The 17,286-nt window shown below is 42.7% G+C and carries 17 protein-coding genes; 13 read left to right on the forward strand and 4 right to left on the reverse strand.

The features are described from left to right. A partial coding sequence (locus tag EP737_RS08240) for a transposase (protein WP_129727494.1) occupies positions 1-1,041 on the reverse strand: 1,041 nt, incomplete at its 3' end. Positions 1,042-1,254: 213 nt separating this feature from the next. Here EP737_RS08240 and EP737_RS08245 point away from each other — a divergent pair. The 3 genes from EP737_RS08245 (at position 1,255) to EP737_RS08255 (ending at position 3,801) form a co-directional block, all read left to right on the forward strand. Continuing rightward, complete coding sequence (locus EP737_RS08245; RefSeq protein ID WP_129727495.1) at positions 1,255-1,926, forward strand: response regulator transcription factor; 672 nt, start codon at positions 1,255-1,257, stop codon at positions 1,924-1,926. Continuing rightward, the gene (locus EP737_RS08250) at positions 1,923-3,269 is read left to right on the forward strand and encodes a HAMP domain-containing sensor histidine kinase (RefSeq protein ID WP_129727496.1); all 1,347 of its coding nucleotides are present in this window, start codon (positions 1,923-1,925) and stop codon (positions 3,267-3,269) included. Before EP737_RS08245 ends, EP737_RS08250 begins: the two co-directional genes overlap by 4 nt. A gap of 199 nt (positions 3,270-3,468) precedes the next feature. Beyond that, the gene (locus tag EP737_RS08255) at positions 3,469-3,801 is read left to right on the forward strand and encodes a hypothetical protein (protein WP_129727497.1); all 333 of its coding nucleotides are present in this window, start codon (positions 3,469-3,471) and stop codon (positions 3,799-3,801) included. A 685-nt stretch (positions 3,802-4,486) separates the two neighbouring features. On the opposite strand, the gene EP737_RS08260 is transcribed toward EP737_RS08255, so the two are convergent. After that, positions 4,487-4,690 carry a hypothetical protein gene (locus tag EP737_RS08260; RefSeq protein WP_129727498.1) on the reverse strand — a complete coding sequence of 68 codons (204 nt, stop codon included), beginning with the start codon at positions 4,688-4,690 and terminating at the stop codon, positions 4,487-4,489. 335 nt (positions 4,691-5,025) lie between these two features. Between EP737_RS08260 and EP737_RS08265 the strand changes: the two genes are divergently transcribed. The 4 genes from EP737_RS08265 to EP737_RS08280 all read left to right on the forward strand — a co-directional run bounded on the left by EP737_RS08265 (position 5,026) and on the right by EP737_RS08280 (position 8,898). Further along, the gene (locus tag EP737_RS08265; RefSeq protein ID WP_129727499.1) at positions 5,026-6,366 is read left to right on the forward strand and encodes a TrkH family potassium uptake protein; all 1,341 of its coding nucleotides are present in this window, start codon (positions 5,026-5,028) and stop codon (positions 6,364-6,366) included. Positions 6,367-6,525: 159 nt separating this feature from the next. Continuing rightward, the gene (locus EP737_RS08270) at positions 6,526-7,488 is read left to right on the forward strand and encodes an ABC transporter ATP-binding protein (protein WP_246040203.1); all 963 of its coding nucleotides are present in this window, start codon (positions 6,526-6,528) and stop codon (positions 7,486-7,488) included. Next, the gene (locus EP737_RS08275) at positions 7,466-8,170 is read left to right on the forward strand and encodes an ABC transporter permease (RefSeq protein WP_129727500.1); all 705 of its coding nucleotides are present in this window, start codon (positions 7,466-7,468) and stop codon (positions 8,168-8,170) included. Before EP737_RS08270 ends, EP737_RS08275 begins: the two co-directional genes overlap by 23 nt. Next, positions 8,170-8,898: an ABC transporter permease gene (locus tag EP737_RS08280; RefSeq protein WP_129727501.1), complete on the forward strand. Its 729-nt coding sequence runs from the start codon at positions 8,170-8,172 to the stop codon at positions 8,896-8,898. The genes EP737_RS08275 and EP737_RS08280 overlap by 1 nt, the downstream gene beginning before the upstream one ends. 153 nt (positions 8,899-9,051) lie before the next feature. Here the strand turns inward: EP737_RS08280 and EP737_RS08285 are convergent, their stop codons facing one another. After that, positions 9,052-9,651 carry an alpha/beta hydrolase gene (locus EP737_RS08285; protein WP_129727502.1) on the reverse strand — a complete coding sequence of 200 codons (600 nt, stop codon included), beginning with the start codon at positions 9,649-9,651 and terminating at the stop codon, positions 9,052-9,054. Between the two features lie 28 nt (positions 9,652-9,679). Continuing rightward, complete coding sequence (locus EP737_RS08290) at positions 9,680-10,066, reverse strand: DoxX family protein (RefSeq protein WP_129727503.1); 387 nt, start codon at positions 10,064-10,066, stop codon at positions 9,680-9,682. 365 nt (positions 10,067-10,431) lie between these two features. Between EP737_RS08290 and EP737_RS08295 the strand changes: the two genes are divergently transcribed. The 6 genes from EP737_RS08295 to EP737_RS08320 all read left to right on the forward strand — a co-directional run bounded on the left by EP737_RS08295 (position 10,432) and on the right by EP737_RS08320 (position 17,284). Continuing rightward, positions 10,432-10,887 (forward strand): low molecular weight protein arginine phosphatase, encoded by a 456-nt coding sequence (locus tag EP737_RS08295; protein ID WP_129727504.1) that lies wholly within the window; start codon positions 10,432-10,434, stop codon positions 10,885-10,887. 37 nt (positions 10,888-10,924) lie between these two features. Next, positions 10,925-11,371 carry a ribose 5-phosphate isomerase B gene (rpiB, locus tag EP737_RS08300; protein ID WP_129727505.1) on the forward strand — a complete coding sequence of 149 codons (447 nt, stop codon included), beginning with the start codon at positions 10,925-10,927 and terminating at the stop codon, positions 11,369-11,371. Positions 11,372-11,479: 108 nt separating this feature from the next. After that, positions 11,480-12,055, forward strand: a complete 576-nt coding sequence (locus EP737_RS08305) for a TIGR01440 family protein (RefSeq protein ID WP_129727506.1) — start codon at positions 11,480-11,482, stop codon at positions 12,053-12,055. Positions 12,056-12,503: 448 nt separating this feature from the next. Next, complete coding sequence (glyA, locus tag EP737_RS08310; protein ID WP_129727507.1) at positions 12,504-13,745, forward strand: serine hydroxymethyltransferase; 1,242 nt, start codon at positions 12,504-12,506, stop codon at positions 13,743-13,745. Between the two features lie 335 nt (positions 13,746-14,080). Then, positions 14,081-14,710 carry a uracil phosphoribosyltransferase gene (upp, locus tag EP737_RS08315; RefSeq protein ID WP_129727508.1) on the forward strand — a complete coding sequence of 210 codons (630 nt, stop codon included), beginning with the start codon at positions 14,081-14,083 and terminating at the stop codon, positions 14,708-14,710. A 396-nt stretch (positions 14,711-15,106) separates the two neighbouring features. After that, on the forward strand, positions 15,107-17,284 hold the full coding sequence (locus EP737_RS08320) for a S8 family serine peptidase (protein ID WP_129727509.1): 2,178 nt from the start codon (positions 15,107-15,109) through the stop codon (positions 17,282-17,284). Positions 17,285-17,286 lie beyond the last annotated feature (2 nt).

Genomic DNA, 17,286 nt, shown 5'->3' on the forward strand with positions numbered 1-17,286 from the left:
GAGATCTACACCAATGACACCGTCTGCTTTTGAATAATTGATATGAGGATGTTCTGGCTCTTCTACGATACATTTGATGATGTAGTACGTACCATGGTCTTCAATCGACCAACCGATTGGCTTGCCATACTTCTTTTTGTTCCGACAGGAAAGCTGTGTAGCAATAGATTCTTGCACCTGATCTTGTCCATAAGTAAAATACACATAGGGAAGTATAAGCGCTTGTCCCGTAATACTTCTGATATGTAAGGTTTGGCTTTGGGTATCATATTGGAACACAAAGTTGCCATACTTCGCATCCTTCCGTCCAGAGATGGTCAGCTTGGCATTTCTTTTGTAACGGAATGCATGTCTCCACGCTGCATGACTCTTTTGATCCTTACACATTGTATACTGCTTACGAAAGAAGGAACGGGAGCCGAACAAAGCCGAAGGAAACTCTCGCCGGAGTTTCTCCTTTTTCTGCTCCTGCCGAAAAAGACGATGCTGGAGCTGTCCGATTTTTGCCTTGAGGTGTTTGATTTCTTTATCTATATGCCGATGTTCAAACAGATAGAGGGAGAACCAAACCTGTGTCTCGTTCTTACGATGAAACGCATATACCGCACCGGAAGAGGTTTGATGCACCCGATACCTCATTCTTTTGTGCAATTTCGGTTTTCCCGTTACAACTGATTGCTTCATCTTCCGTAATGCTGTGAGCTTGCTGCGTTCATTTTTTAGTTTCTTTTGAATCGAATGAATGGTACCATCTACCTGTTTCATATATAGTGCTTGTAGTTCCTTTTGAGATGTACGAAGAGTATTTGCTTGTTGGACTGCGCTATTCGCATAATAGTCATCCAGTTGAAATCGTTTCTTGATTGCTAGATGAAGACTGCCTTCATACGGTTTGTTCCCCGTGCGTAGATGTTTTGTCTGCCAAGCATAAGCCGTGCGAATTGCCTTATTATAGAGACGGAGAGAATGAAAGAGTTCCTGATTCAAATCGTGGGGGATCGTTTGTTTATAGATTCGATTGGAAAAATAGCACTTCTTCATTCTCTCCCTCTCCCTTTTGGTTCATTTTGGTAATTTTATATTATCAAAAGAACGTATGTTTGTCCAGTGGAGTTTTCCTATTCGCCAAACATGCTAGGCGAATCGCCTAGCCGACATTCATCCCCCACTTACCACTGTGCTACGCCCATCACGGGCTTGAAGTGGAGGTCTTCTGTCGGAAAATGATAAAGGAAAAAACGAAGGGGTGTTGTTATCATGAATATTCTATATTTAGAGGACGATACGGAAATAGGGAGATGGGTAAAGAGTGATTTGGAGTCTAGAGGCTATACGATCGAGTGGTACACCTCAGGCTTAGAACTTCCCCATCATTTGGAACAGTATGATTTAATGATTTTGGACATAATGCTGCCGGGCTTGGATGGTTTTTCCTTGGGCAGGCGACTAAAAAGTAAATATCCTCAAGTTCCAATTCTTATGCTATCAGCAAGAGGGTCTATTGAAGATAAGTTAGAAGGCTTGGAATTTGCTGATGATTATTTGACAAAACCATTTCACCCAGATGAACTGGCAAAGCGCGTTGAAGTACAGTTGCGAAGATATGATAGGTTATTATCACCAGTACTGCAATTGCGTCACTTAGAGGTAGATCAAACAAAGAATAGTATTATCAATACGTTAACGAATGAAGAGGTTATGTTGACCGGCAAGCAATTTCAAATTTTTAATTATTTCTTGCGCCATTTGAATCAAATTTTAACGAAGGAACAGCTATTTGAAGGGGTATGGGGAGAACCGTATATCGAAGGCGATAAAACTTTAATGGTACATATTCGTTTTTTGCGTGAAAAGATTGAAAAGGATCCTTCAAAGCCTGAGATTATTGAAACAATTCGCGGGATTGGTTATCGGGTAAAGCAATGAAATGGTATAATTCACTGCTCTTTAAATTCAGTTTAATTGTACTAGCAGCTATTTTGTTTATGCCGATTGCAATCCCATTTGCGTCCATTATTACATATGTCCCTACTATTCTATTGAAAAGTAAGGATGAGCAGACACCCTACAAAGGCTACAATGAACTGGAAAGCATGTGGCATGCTGAGGCTAAAAAGCTGGCGGGAAAAACAGATGAGGAAATACGCGGTAAGCTAGAGAGCCTGCATGAAACGTATCGTGATTCGCAAGTATTTTGGGTTGACCGTACGGGAAAAACACGTGACACATTTTCGTATAAGGATAAGCTTCCTGCAGAGTGGTCTGTCCCTTATACCATTCAATTTATGAAGGATAGTGTAGATGCAGATCCATTTACTGTACTCGCATTTTTAGGGGAGGACCCATCTGCTGGTTTTATGGTTATTAAAGTAGATCGTATTTTGCTGGATCCGCCGATTCAGCGTCTTTCAAATGGGTATAACTATCTGTTTGTTTCCTTTGTCTGTATCATTTTCATTTTATTTATTTTGTTTTCATCGCTATTTTTCAATAACCTCCGTAAACGGTTAATCCGTTTGCGGAATGCGATGCAGAACAGGCATCAATCAGGCATTCCGCTGCCAATTGCAATTTCAAAATATGATGAGATCGGCCAGCTTGAAGAGAGCTTTAACCTGATGGTAAAAGAATTGGGAGAAAGCCGCGAACGTGAGAAGCAGGAAGAAAAGTTGCGGCGGGAATTGATTTCTAACTTATCTCATGACCTGAGAACGCCGCTTACGATTATTCGCGGGCACCTGGCTTCTATGAGACAGGAAGCTCTGACGGCCAGGGGTAAAGAAGCCTTGGCGAGCATTGACCAAAGGATTGATTTCTTGAGCAGCCTTATTGAAAATTTATTGTCATATACGCTGTTATCTAGCGGCAAATATCCTTTCCGGCCTGCCGATACGGAGATAAATCGTTTCATTCGAAGCAGCATTGCCAGTTGGTATCCGGCCCTCGAACAACACGGGATAGAGGTAGTGGCAGATATAACAGCTGAAGTGTTTCACTGGTCAATTGACCGCAGCTGGATGGAGCGAATTATCGATAATCTGCTTCAAAATGTAATTCGTCACGCAGGCGAAGGGAAATATGTTAAGATAACCGTCAGAAAAAATCAAATTACCATTCAGGACAAAGGAAAAGGCTTCTCCGCAGAGAGCTCCCAAAAAGGCATTGGAATAGGTATGGTTATTGTTGATGTAATGGTACGTGAGATGGGATTATCTTTAGAGGTTGATTCTAATAGTGCAGGAACAAGTATTACGATAAAAAGCAGTTAAAAAGTTGTGATCTTAATCCCATCCCCTGTGAAATCTGATGATGCACCTATAAACATTAATCTCATCAGATAGACCTAAGGATTTAGTATGAATTGGCTTATCAACAGGGAAGACTTAACAGCCTTCACTGTAATGAGATTGCTTATAGTTTCTTTTTCTTATCACATACTAAAGTAAAATAATCTGGGGGATGGGTAGTATGCATAATCGTATTCAAAATTTAAAAAATCGGTTACCCGAAGAACATCAAGATATGGCGATTTTAACCCAACATATTTTTGACGCTTTAGATCAATTAAGAGAAAAACATAGAAAACTTGTCGGTACTAGTGCTAGTGTTAAAATTAAGCCAAGTGGACAGTATGAAAAATGCTTTTATGAGACGATTACCGAAATTCAACAACTCATTATGACTACATTAGAACATACAACCGAAGACGTTGAACATAGAGGAGATAAATATTGGGACAAGTGGTATCCGCAAGGAGTTGATGCAACAACTGAATATCTTCATGAAAGGGGTAAATATTGATATTTATGATTGTTGCCTTATCATTTTTTACACTTTAAGAAAGGATAAATTTCTAGCTGGATGCCAATTCGACGTAGCGAGAAATTTTAGGAATAAAGTATAAGTAGGGCTACGCCTCTGTCTTCGCCCAAGAACGGGGCTCGCCAATCGGCGAGTTTTCTTTAAAAGTAAGTAATAAACGAAATTTCTCAAAACATCTCTAAAATATACAAATCATTTAGGGGTGTTTTGAGTTTTTTTGCACTTTAAGAAAGTATAAATTTCTAGCTGGAGGCCAACTCGACGTAGTGAGAAATTTTAGGAATACAGTATAAGTAGGGCTATGCCTCTGTCTTCGCCTAAAGGAGGGCCTCGCCAATCGGCGAATTTTCTTTTTCATAAAAACCAATCTTTTCATGAAGTCATGTTGCTGCCCTTCTTTTTATGAACCACAACACGAGAAAAGTAGCGATAAGGAAAGCTGGTAAGCAGTTCAAAAAATAGCTTGTATACAAGGTGACCTGATATTCAGTTAGGTAAGAGGCCACTTTCAAACTAATCAGCCAGAACACAACAACAAACAGATAGGGCGTAAGGTTACGCTCTTTCCATTTGAACCGTTCCAACCAAATCATCTTTTTTAAGAGCTCGATCACTACATGCCAATGAATTAAAATGCTTAAGAATGAAACAGCTAGATATAACACTAGAAAAATGAATAAAACGCGTTCAACAAAGCCGAACTCCAGCCGCAGGGAATCACTCGTGAAAACCCAAGGGTAAACGATTCTATCGAGATGATAAAATCCAATATATCCAATGTTCTAGCTTCTAATAAAATTCTCGGAACGCATGCCACAATATTTGCTACCATGTTTACGATGATCAAATAATAAAAATACCGATTCATTTCTACATCCCTCTATTTTCATTAGCCTTTTCTGAACAGCCAGTTTGCGATATATGCTTCCTCCAACCTATTAAGATGTGTAATATACACAATGAAAAAGATTTTATTCTTACTTTAATCGGGTCATACAGTAATTTTTTAATCTTCCCGTCCGTGTCTATACTTATTTTTAAGTCATTAATTAAATTTAGTATTTCCTAAAATTAGTAATTGAATGTATCTTTAATAGATAAGAAGGGTAAGTATGTTGAATGTTTTGATGGAGTGAGGAGACCATTAGAGTAAACGGTTCGTTTGTTTGAGATGAAGCTTATCTTAAGTAAGGAGGAATTAGAATGAAAAAAAGATCGATATATTCTCTAGATCCTCCCAAGGTATTGGTGGCTGGGTTTGCCCTCATTATTATATTAGGTGCGTTTCTTCTAACCCTTCCTATAGCCACTACGAGTGGGAAGGGTCTGCTATGGTTAGATGCATTATTTACCTCTACATCTGCTACATGTGTGACAGGGCTTGTGGTGGTGGATACAGGAACGACATTCACGATGTTCGGACAATTGGTAATTTTGTCTCTCATTCAAATAGGTGGTTTAGGATTTATGACATTTGCGACTTTGTTTGCGTTTCTTTTAGGGAAGAGGATTTCTCTGAAAGAACGGTTATTATTACAAGAAGCCCTAAACAATTTATCTGTTGAAGGTATTGTCCGCTTAGTAAAAAGAATTCTTATTTTTACGATTGTAATTGAATTGATTGGCGCGATTTTATTGGCAACTCGTTTCGCATTTGATATGCCACTCCCAAGAGCTATTTATTATGGAATATTCCATTCCGTTTCAAATTTTAATAACGCAGGATTTGATTTAATGGGGGAATTTAGAAGTTTGACCGGTTATGTAGAAGATCCCCTTGTTACATTAGTAGTATGTATGCTAATCACACTAGGGGGAATTGGATTTATCGTGATGAATGAGGTATATGAATACAGACAAACCCGCCGTTTCTCTTTACATACGAAGGTTGTTTTTCTTACCAGCTCCCTGTTAGTGGTGTTAGGAACGGTGCTTATTTTCTTGTTTGAATTTAATAATCCAAAAACGTTACAACCGTTATCGATGTCTGGTAAATTTCTAGGGTCTTTGTTCCAAGCTGTTACGCCGAGAACAGCAGGGGCCAACACTCTCAATATCCCTGACTTAACACAGCCAACCCTGTTCCTTATTATTATTCTTATGTTTATTGGAGCTTCTTCCGGATCTACAGGCGGGGGAATTAAAACAACAACATTGGCCACTTTATTAGGAGCAGTATGGTCACAGATAAAAGGGAAAGAAGATGTAGTGCTTTTCAAAAGAAGAATTCCATATGATACGATTTATAAGGCACTTACTGTTACATTAAGCGGTCTTCTCCTTGTTATGACGGTTACCATGCTATTAACGATCACAGAACCAGGAAAAGAGTTTTTAATGATTCTGTTTGAAGCAACTTCCGCTTTCGCAACGGTCGGGCTCTCTATGGGGCTAACACCTGAATTATCTCCATTTGGAAAAATTCTGATTATATTAACGATGTTTGCGGGAAGGGTAGGTCCATTGACCATTGCTTTTGCTGTTACACTTCGAAGAAAGCCAGATCCGTTCAAGCATCCAAAAGGAAAAATCATGATTGGGTAATCGCCCCGTCATACAATCTTAGAGGAGCGATGTACATATGAACAAGCAATACGCAGTGATTGGGTTGGGAAGATTCGGTTCGGGCATTGTGAGGTCAGTCCCATTGTTTTTAAACTATTTTTAAACAAACGAGTACCTTTGTTTTAACTGTAGCGCTCTATGATAACTATAGAGGTGATTGAAATGAAGGAACACATGATTATTCAAACGACCGATTTAGTAAAAAGCTTTAAAGGAAAAGCAGCTGTGAATGGAATCAACTTATCTATTCAAAAAGGTGAGATTTATGGGTTTTTAGGACCGAATGGATCAGGCAAAACAACAACAATCCGCATGCTGCTTGGTTTGATGAAGCCAACCTCTGGAGCCATTGAATTGTTTGGCAATGATGTGAAGAGGAATCATTTGCATGCGTTGCAGAGGATTGGTTCCTTGGTTGAATCCCCCTCTTACTATGCCCATTTGACGGGGCGGGAGAATTTAGAAGCCATCCGGAAAATTGTTAGAGTTCAAAAAAGCAGGATTGATGAAGTGCTTAGCATTGTAGGATTAACAGCAGATGCGAATCGAGGGGTAAAGGAGTATTCTCTCGGAATGAAGCAGCGGCTTGGGATTGCAGCTGCATTGTTAGGGAATCCTGAACTGCTGATCCTTGATGAGCCGACAAATGGCTTAGATCCTTCTGGAATTCATGAAATTCGCGATTTAATTAAAAATATGCCTGCTCGCTATGGAATAACGGTTTTAGTTTCAAGTCATTTGCTCTCAGAAATTGATCAAATGGCTTCGAAGGTTGGTATCATTTTAAAAGGAAATCTTATTTTTCAGGATAAGATTGAAATCCTGAGAAATAGGGCGAAATCTCAAATCAAGCTTCGTGTACAAGATACTGACAGAGCAAAAGCGCTTCTCTTAACAAAAGGGATTGCTGTTAGCCAAGAAAATGGGGCACTTTACCTGGAAGAAAACAAGGATGAGCATGTTACGAATGTAATCCGTATGCTCATTCATAACGATATTTCTGTCTATCGTGTAGAAGAGGAACGAAAATCATTAGAAGAGATTTTCCTTGAATTGACGAGTGGAGGGGATCTGCACCATGTTGGACATTCTGCAAGCTGATTTGCTGAAGCTGAAGCGAAAATGGTTTTGGCTGCTTGTTTTTCTAGGTCCCTTCGGTGTCGTTTCGCTGCAAATAGTAAATTACGGGGTAAGGTATGACTGGTTGATTCAGCAGCAGCCAGATGTTTGGCTAGGACTCATCCAAAATATCAATATGTTTGTCGCACCTGCTTTATTGCTGGGCATGACGATTCTTGCCTCACAAATTGCAAATATTGAACATCAACAAAGTTCCTGGAAACAGCTGTTGAGTTTGCCGGTTAGACGAAGAGATGTATTTTCATCCAAATTTGTTATTGTATTTTTCATGCTGCTGCTATCTTGTGCTCTATTATTTGTCGGAACGATTATCTTAGGCGTTTATTTGCATTTTGGTGATAATATTCCGCTGCTTCTCATTTTTAAAAACAGCTTCTATCCCCTGCTAGCGGGAATCCCAATCCTTGCAATCCAGCTCTGGCTTTCAATTACGATTCAAAACCAAGCATATTCGCTTTCCGTCGGCATTCTGGGCAGCGTCTGCTCGATGTACGCCTATTCTGCACCAGATTGGTTCATTTGGAAATGGCCGCTATTGCAAGCGGGGCAAGGTCAGGAAAAATTTCTTTTAGCTGGAGTTTTGGCAGGAAGCGTTATTCTTCTGGGCGGCATCATTGATTTTCAAAGGAAGGACGTGAAGTAATGCTTTGGGCTCTTATTACGACAGAGTATTTTAAAATTAGAAAAACAAGGATTTTATCGCTTCTTTTTATCAGTCCTGTCTTTGCCGGAGTTGTTGGCTTTGCGACGAGTGATTTGTTATCAGGCCCGAAGTGGCTTGCGTCTTTATTAGCTATGTCGGTAACACATTCTCTTTTACTGCTGCCGCTCATTATCGGAGTGCTAGCGAGCTTTATTTGCAGATATGAGCATCTTCACGGCGGCTGGAAACAGCTGCTGAGTCTTCCTGTCCGTCGCGAGCATGTCTATTTAGCCAAATTTATTATGATTGCTGTGCTAATTGCTGTTAATCAGCTGCTTTTCGGAATCAGCTGGATCCTAGTTGGAGCAGTGAAAGGATTTACCGACCCCATTCCGCTGGAAGCCCTGTGGAAGAGCTTGGCTGGAGGATGGATTTCCACACTTCCTCTCGCTGCCCTCTTGCTTTTCGTATCTATGGCATGGTCGAGCTTTGCCGCACCGCTTGCTTTAAATGTAGTGTTTACGCTTCCTAATATCCTAGTAGCTAACTCGAAGCAATATGCTCCATATTATCCGTGGGTACAGCCGTTTTTAACGATGCTTCCTAATGGGGATGGGCCGTGGGGAGGCTTTTTTACATCATTTGAGTCACTTATCTTTGCAATTTGCGGGAGCCTTCTTCTTTTCTTCGCTGCCGGGTTATTGTACATTCGTCAAAAAGCAATTTGAAGAACATAAAAAAGTCCGGCCTGCACCGGACTTTTCTCCATTTGGATAAGTTACGAATTTCCAGCTAAGAGCGAATTTGCGTAGCGAGAAATTTTAGGAATAAAGTATAAGAGCAACGATGCCGCTGTCTTCGCCCAAGGGCGGGCTCGCTAATCACAGCTTTTCTTCAAACCAAGTCTTTGCCGCAGCTACTTCGTCGCGTGTTAGCTGATGGCCAAAGGAGTGCCAATATAGCTGTACATCTGCACCGGCATCCTGCAGCAATGCTGCTAAATCATTGGTCTCCTGCGGCGGGCAAATTGGGTCATTGTTTCCTGCCCCGATGAAAACCGGTATTTCAGTTAAAGAAGGAAGGGCAACGCCGCGTCTTGGCACCATCGGATGAAATAAGATAGCTGCCTGCAGAGCATTCTTATAATGGAATAATAAACTGCCGGCAAGGTTAGCGCCATTTGAGTAACCAATGGCGATAACCTTGCTTCGGTCAAATTTATAGTTTCTCGCTGCCTCATCTAGAAACTCCTGTAATTCCTTCGTGCGAAATACTAAATCCTCTATATCAAAGATGCCCTCCGCCATTCTGCGGAAAAAGCGGGGCATCCCATTTTCCAATACATTTCCGCGTACGCTTAAGACGTTAGCGGAAGGGGAAATCATTTCAGCGAGTGGAAGCAAATCCTCTTCTGTTCCTCCGGTGCCGTGAAGTAAAAGTAAGGTTGTATCTGTCGTTCCCTTTTGAAAAATATGCTGCATGATTGATCTCCCTTCAAAAGATAATTACTTAAAACAAAGTATAAGCGCCTGGACCGCTAAGTGCTACTCCGATGGCTGCGGCAATTAGCACGAGATTATATTCAAAGCCGTTTTGTGTGCTCCATAATCCATTTTTCCCATGAACTGTAAATATTGCAACTAGCATTGTAATCGTAATCAGAGCAGCACCCGCCCATGTAAAGACACCAGCCGCAAATAATAAACCACCGACAAGCTCGCCTGCCCCTGCTAAAAATGCCATGAACACGCCTGGCTTCACTCCGATTGATTCCAGCCAGCCGCCTGTTCCTTTTAAGCCATAGCCGCCAAACCAGCCGAACAGCTTTTGGGCGCCGTGCCCGATAAATAGAATTCCCACAACTAAACGAATAATTAAAAGACCTGTGTCCATCATGTTGTAAACCTCCTGAAAGTTATTAACTTACATTACGTAAGTATAATACGATATCTCACTTACTTTTGTCAATTAACTTCTTTAAAGTATATTTGTTATCTTCTTGTCTCATGCAAAAAAATATAGAAATAGAACGAGTTTGTTGTGGGGTGAAAAATGCTGAAGGGAAATAAGAAAACCGTATGGGTACAAAAAATCTTTCAAACAAGCTGTTCGAGCAAATAGATAGCTTTCTGCTTAACAACATACCTTTCTGTACTGTATGATGAAGATAACAAGAACTATATGGCCAATTTTATCGGCAGGAAAAGATTATAATGATTGAGACAAAGGGAAACAACGAAACCTAGGAAAGGGGAAACGGGATGAAACGCATATTGTTTGTATGTACGGGAAATACATGCCGTAGTCCGATGGCAGAAGCGGTGCTTCGTCATCATGGCAAAGAGGTCTTTGAAGTGAAGTCGGCTGGTGTATTTGCAGATGCAGGAAGCGATGCCTCTGCGCATGCCAAAACGGCACTTCAGGAACAAGGGATAGAAATCAATCATACTTCCCAGCAGTTAACAGAGGAATTGCTGCAATGGGCAGATGTTGTGTTGACGATGACGAGAGGCCATAAGCAGACGATTGCCCAATATTATCCGGGGTTAGGGGATAAGGTGCATACGTTGTACGGATATACAGAGCGTATCGATCGTGATATTTCTGATCCGTACGGCGGCTCACTCGAAGTGTATAGAAGGACTTTACATGAATTAAATGCACTGCTGCAGCGCTTTGCGAAAAATCAAGCCGCTGAAGGCGGCGGACATGTATAATTAGGCTGTAGGGAGATTATATTTGGAGGGACCGAACATGAAGGTAGTAGTAGCATCTGATCACGGCGGCGTGAATATCCGTAAAGAAATTATACATTTATTAGAAGAACTTGGAATGGAATATGTAGATCTTGGCTGTGAATGTGCAGTTGGGTCGTCTGTCGATTATCCTGATTTTGCATTTCCGGCAGCTGAAATGGTTGCAAAAGGGGAGGCTGACAGAGGTATTTTAATTTGTGGTACAGGCATTGGGATGTCTATTGCCGCTAATAAGGTAAAAGGCATTCGTTGTGCACTTATACACGATACCTTTAGTGCGAAGGCAACGCGTGAGCATAATGATTCCAATATGATGGCAATGGGAGAGCGCGTGATTGGACCAGGTTTGGCACGAGATGTTGCTGAAATTTGGCTAACAACTGAGTTTCTAGGCGGACGCCATGCAAATCGTGTAGGCAAAATTAACACGTACGAAGCAGAATAAACAGCAGGTTTCCTTAGCATAAAAGAAATGAAGACGCTTCTTTCTTCTATGTATCCAACAAGCATAACGTAATTTTGGGAACCAATTTCCACGAAAGGAAGAGTCGCGATGGATGACTTAGAACAATTACGACAGCAAATGCACGCGGTGCTTTCCGATTTTCAAGAGCAAGCTTCCCTAGAGGCTGGACAATTGTTTGTTATCGGCTGCAGTACGAGTGAAGTAATCGGATCGAGGATTGGGACATCAGGTACAATAGAGGTCGCGCAAATCCTGTTTGAAGAGCTGAGAGCGTTTCAAGACAAAACTGGAATCTCCCTTGTGTTTCAATGCTGTGAGCATCTAAATCGCGCACTTGTTGTAGAACGAGAAGTTGCGCAGAAGTATAACCTAGAGATGGTTACAGTAATTCCAGTTCGTTCCGCAGGAGGGGCGCTGCCGACATATGCCTACCACAATATGAAGGATCCAGTTGTAGTAGAGTTTATCAAGGCAGATGCTGGTATAGATATCGGTGATACATTTATTGGCATGCACATCAAGCATGTGGCAGTTCCGGTACGTACCGCGTTAAAGCAAATCGGCAGTGCACATATTACGCTGGCGAAAACCCGTCCGAAACTTATCGGCGGCGCCCGCGCAGTCTACCCGGCAGCACAAAGGGAAAGTGTAAGCTGTCACTAATAGGCCATCCCTAGGGATGGCCTTTCCTGTTTTTGGCGGAGAGTCTTTTCTGTGAGAATGGAAAACTAAAAAGGCGGTGTTCCTTGAAGTGGGCGTCTGCAGAGGAACTTTTGCGTCCGATTAAGAAAAGACAGAATAAATTCATAAAGTGATGCAAAATACGCAGTTGGAAACGATATCATTTTTAAATCGACAAGAAACGCCAGGATATTTTATTTTTTCTTTTGACGCCACCTAAAATCATGGTAGAATGAAATTGAAAATGTGAATGTTAAAAATGAATTACGCGTATAATTTTCGTATTTTTTCAAGAAAATCCGAAAATACATTGCCTTTGCTGCTTATTGCCGTCCGTTTTGGCTACAAATGCTTCAGAGAACAATGAAGATATACTACAAGCAGCAAGATGGCATTGTAATTCGTTTGAGGGAAAAAAAGGGGGATTCTTATGGAGCATTTAAAGCAGCAGGATCAAAAAGTATTTCAAGCGATTCAAGCGGAATTAGGAAGACAACGTTCTAACATCGAGTTGATTGCTTCAGAAAACTTTGTTAGCCAAGCAGTAATGGAGGCACAAGGCTCTGTTTTAACAAACAAGTACGCAGAAGGCTATCCTGGGAAACGTTACTACGGTGGTTGTGAGCATGTAGACGTAGCAGAAGATATCGCAAGAGACCGCGCGAAGGAAATCTTCGGAGCAGAGCATGTAAACGTACAGCCTCACTCTGGTGCGCAAGCAAACATGGCTGTATACTTTACGATTCTTCAGCACGGCGATACAGTTCTTGGTATGAACCTAGCGCACGGCGGTCACTTAACGCACGGAAGCCCAGTTAACTTCAGTGGTGTGCAATACAACTTCGTAGACTACGGTGTAGATCCAGAAACTCAATACATTGATTACAACGATGTTCTTGAGAAAGCACGTACACATAAGCCAAAGCTTATCGTTGCAGGTGCAAGTGCATATCCACGTGTAATTGACTTCGCAAAGTTCCGTGAAATCGCGGATGAAGTTGGCGCATATTTAATGGTAGATATGGCTCATATCGCAGGATTGGTTGCAGCAGGACTACATCCAAATCCAGTTCCTTATTGTGATTTCGTAACAACAACAACTCACAAAACATTGCGCGGACCTCGCGGCGGTATGATTTTATGTAAAGAAGAGTTCGCAAAGCAAATCGATAAATCAATTTTCCCTGGCATTCAAGGCGGACCATTAATGCACGTAATCGCTGCAAAAGCAGTAGCATTTGGCGAAGCATTGCAAGATAGCTTCAAAACATATGCACAAAATGTTGTTAATAACGCGCAGCGTTTAGCAGAAGGATTACAAAAAGACGGTTTGACGCTTATCTCTGGCGGTACGGACAACCACTTAATTCTAGTTGATGTTCGTAACCTAGATATTACAGGAAAAGTGGCCGAGCACGTTCTAGATGAAGTTGGTATTACTGTAAACAAAAATGCTATCCCATTCGATCCTGCAAGCCCGTTTGTAACAAGCGGTATTCGACTTGGTACAGCGGCAGCAACTTCCCGTGGCTTCGGCTTAGAGGAAATGGATGAGATTGCATCTGTTATTGCTTACACATTGAAAAACCATGACAATGAGCAAGCATTAGAGGAAGCAAGAAAACGCGTTAACGCACTTACTGCAAAATTCCCAATGTATCCAGAATTGTAATTCTATACATCAATTATTCAAGACACCTTGTATCAATACGCAAGGTGTCTTTTTGCCTCTTTAAGTATAAATTTCTAGCTGGATGCTAATTCGACATGGCGAGAAATTTTAGGAATAAAGTATAAGTAGGGCTATGCCGCTGTCTTCGCCCAAAGGCAGGGCTCGCCAATCAGCGAGTTTTCTTTACCTATATGGTTACATGGTCCTTTCCACAAATATGTAAAGAAAAGGAGATAAGCTATACTTGAATATTGAACAGGTTTTTTATACAATCGTAAATAGTGTTCAAAAGGGCAGACCAACGAACGCCACATCCCAAAAAAGGAGAGATGCAAATGGGAAAGCTATATGTTTTCGATCATCCACTTATTCAACACAAGCTTACATATATTCGTGATAAAAAAACAGGTACGAAGGAATTTCGTGAGCTAGTCGATGAAGTAGCCAGCTTAATGGCCTTCGAGGCAACGCGCGATCTTCCATTACAGGAAATAGAAATTGAGACGCCGGTAAGCGTAACGAAGACAAAGGTGCTCGCAGGGAAGAAGCTTGGCCTAATACCAATTTTGCGTGCGGGGCTTGGAATGGTAGATGGTATTTTAAAAATGATTCCAGCGGCAAAGGTAGGGCATGTTGGTTTATACCGCGACCCGAAAACATTGCAGCCAGTTGAGTACTATGTGAAGCTCCCAAGTGATGTGGAGGAGCGTGACTTTATCGTGCTTGATCCAATGCTTGCGACAGGCGGTTCAGCTGCTGAAGCGATCAATTCCTTGAAAAAGCGCGGTGCGAAGAGCATTAAGCTGATGTGCATCATCGCTGCCCCAGAGGGAGTAAAGATTGTACAGGAAGCGCATCCGGATGTAGATATTTATATTGCGGCTTTGGATGAAAAATTGAACGACCATGGTTATATCGTCCCTGGCTTAGGGGATGCGGGAGACCGTTTATTTGGTACAAAATAAGATAAAAGACGAGAAGGCATGCCCTTCTCGTCTTTTTTACATTTTGGGAAAGTATAAATTTTCAGCTGGAAGACCATACCTTGTAGTAGATTACTTTTTGGAAGTATCTTCACTAGCAGACCATTTTCAGTTGATAAAAAGAACCGTTTTTGAAATAGTCCGTAGTGCAATCCCGATAAATGTTGACCTGTCAGCCACACTTAATGGTGATGAACTGCGAATTTGATACATTCGAAAAGCTTAGGAATACAGGATAAGGGCAGCTATGCCGCTGTCTTCGCCTAACGGCTCGTCAATCAGCGCGAGTTCTTTATTATAGGAGTAAAATTATTTCCCTCTTTCTTATACATGGAATAGCTGGAAAAGGAGAAGCATATAGGAAAAGGGAGGTTCGTTATGCTTCGGGTTTTACTTCTAGGATGTCTTCTTTTGTTTGCGACAAAAGCAGAGGCGACTGTGTTTCCGAATCGTCCGCCTGTGCCGTCTTCTTATGAAAATGAGCAGGAAATTGCCATTGTTGAGACTGCGCCTGAACGAATGGAGAAGGTGCAGCAAATGCTTCGGCGTGAATACCCGAATATACGGGTACGCTGTGTGTATCAAACAGCACTGTCCGGCTTAAGTGTACAAGGAAGCAGGAAGGAGCTGCGCAATCTGGCCAAGATCCCGGGCATCGCTCGCGTTACCCCTGTATCTGTGTATAAAGCTGATATAACAGAGAGCGTCCCGTTTATTGGCGGGGCTAAGGTGCGCGGCTATTTTGATGCATCGGGCAGGCGTTTAAGCGGGGCTGGGGTCCGCGTCGGGGTTATTGACACAGGATTAGATTACCGCCACCCAGATTTGCGGCGCAGCTATGCAGGCGGCTATGACACGGTAGATAACGATTCTGACCCGATGGAATCGAAAACGAAGGAGCCAACGCAGCACGGCTCCCATGTAGCGGGTATCATTGCAGCAAATGGGAAGCTCAGGGGCATCGCACCGGATGCAAAAATCTTCGCGTACCGCGCACTTGGGCCTGGCGGTGTTGGCTCGACCGAAACGGTACTCAACGCAATTGAGAGAGCAATCAAGGATCGGGTGGATGTTCTTAATCTTTCGCTCGGCAATGATGTCAACGGCCCAGATTGGCCGACGAGCATTGCCTTAAACTATGCTGCTAGAGCAGGGATTATTGCTGTAACGGCATCAGGTAACTCAGGTCCCTCTATTTGGACGATCGGATCCCCGGGAACGGCGGCGCAGGCTATTACGGTCGGGGCATCCACACCGCGTCTTCGCATTCCTTACCTGCGTGTTGCAGGGAGGGAGTTTCGGCTGGCGCAGCTTGGCGGGGCAAAGGAGTGGAATCTAGAGCGTACATATGAATGGGTGGATGCCGGTCTTGGGAAGACTGCTGATATGAAGAATGCTCGGAACAAAATCGTTCTTGTAAAGCGAGGCGAGCTTTCGTTTGCGGAAAAGGTGCAGAATGCACAGAGGGCAGGGGCAAAGGCCATTATTATTTATAACAATATGCCGGGCTCCTTTGCCGGGATGGCTGAAGGAGCGGCTATTCCCGCTGCTGCTATGTCCGGCCGTGACGGTGCATGGCTTAGAAAGCAGAGGGGCTCGCTTGCCGGTACGGTGTTTCATACAGAGCAAGATCGTCTCGCTGGTTTTAGCTCGCGCGGTCCTGTTACGGTAACATGGGGGATTAAGCCCGATGTCGTTGCTCCAGGCGTGGGTATTACCAGCACGGTTCCCAAAGGGTATATGTCGCTGCAGGGCACGAGTATGGCGGCGCCCCATGTGGCGGGCGCCGCTGCGCTGCTGAAGCAGGCGCACCCGAACTGGACACCGGAGCAGGTGAAGGCAGCGCTCATGAATACAGCGAAGCTACTATATAAAGGAAAGCAGCCATATCATGTGTATGAGCAGGGAGCTGGGCGCGTTCAGCTCGAACAAGCGCTGCATCCGCCTTTTCTTATTTATCCTTCTTCTCTATCATTCGGGCTCATTCGGTCATCGCAGGGACATACGATACGTAAGGTTGCTGTGACGCTCGACAATCAAACGGAGAAGGTGCAAAAATATGTTTTCGAGACGCCGCAGGCTAGGCCTGGTATACAATGGAGGCTACCGCATACAGTATATGTAAAGCCGCATGAAAAACAGCGTGTTGTCATTGGTACAGAATTAAGCGCTTTCACCTTGCGGGAAGGGGTACATGAAGGCTATTTGCGCGTCCGAAGCGGTAGTACCGCTGCCGAGCTTCCTTATTTATTCTTCGTAGAGGAGCCCGATTATCCGCGAATTATGGGGTTTCGATTTGTGAAAGGGGACGCTCCTGAATTGTACCGTTATGAAATGTATCTGCCTGGGGGAGCAGATGAACTAGGAATTGTTTTGTATGATCCAGCCACATTTCGATATGTAGATTACATTATGTATCGTCAAAATGTGACAAGCGGAAGAGTGAGGGAAGTTATATCAGTAAAACAATCTATCAAAGGGACATATAAGGCGCTTATATTTGCAAAGAAAGGAAAAAAGGAGGATATCATAGAAAAAACTCTTCAATTCCAATAGGA

Source organism: Ectobacillus funiculus (genome assembly GCF_004138295.1).
Taxonomy (GTDB): domain Bacteria; phylum Bacillota; class Bacilli; order Bacillales; family Bacillaceae_G; genus Ectobacillus; species Ectobacillus funiculus.

Coding starts and splice junctions, on each gene's coding strand:
- EP737_RS08295 (WP_129727504.1), top strand. CDS start 10,432: ATGAAACGCATATTGTTTGTATGTACGGGAAATACATGCCGTAGTCCG.
- EP737_RS08320 (WP_129727509.1), top strand. CDS start 15,107: ATGCTTCGGGTTTTACTTCTAGGATGTCTTCTTTTGTTTGCGACAAAA.
- rpiB (WP_129727505.1), top strand. CDS start 10,925: ATGAAGGTAGTAGTAGCATCTGATCACGGCGGCGTGAATATCCGTAAA.
- EP737_RS08290 (WP_129727503.1), bottom strand. CDS start 10,066: ATGATGGACACAGGTCTTTTAATTATTCGTTTAGTTGTGGGAATTCTA.
- EP737_RS08250 (WP_129727496.1), top strand. CDS start 1,923: ATGAAATGGTATAATTCACTGCTCTTTAAATTCAGTTTAATTGTACTA.
- EP737_RS08255 (WP_129727497.1), top strand. CDS start 3,469: ATGCATAATCGTATTCAAAATTTAAAAAATCGGTTACCCGAAGAACAT.
- glyA (WP_129727507.1), top strand. CDS start 12,504: ATGGAGCATTTAAAGCAGCAGGATCAAAAAGTATTTCAAGCGATTCAA.
- upp (WP_129727508.1), top strand. CDS start 14,081: ATGGGAAAGCTATATGTTTTCGATCATCCACTTATTCAACACAAGCTT.
- EP737_RS08260 (WP_129727498.1), bottom strand. CDS start 4,690: ATGAATCGGTATTTTTATTATTTGATCATCGTAAACATGGTAGCAAAT.
- EP737_RS08265 (WP_129727499.1), top strand. CDS start 5,026: ATGAAAAAAAGATCGATATATTCTCTAGATCCTCCCAAGGTATTGGTG.
- EP737_RS08285 (WP_129727502.1), bottom strand. CDS start 9,651: ATGCAGCATATTTTTCAAAAGGGAACGACAGATACAACCTTACTTTTA.
- EP737_RS08280 (WP_129727501.1), top strand. CDS start 8,170: ATGCTTTGGGCTCTTATTACGACAGAGTATTTTAAAATTAGAAAAACA.
- EP737_RS08305 (WP_129727506.1), top strand. CDS start 11,480: ATGGATGACTTAGAACAATTACGACAGCAAATGCACGCGGTGCTTTCC.
- EP737_RS08275 (WP_129727500.1), top strand. CDS start 7,466: ATGTTGGACATTCTGCAAGCTGATTTGCTGAAGCTGAAGCGAAAATGG.
- EP737_RS08270 (WP_246040203.1), top strand. CDS start 6,526: ATGATAACTATAGAGGTGATTGAAATGAAGGAACACATGATTATTCAA.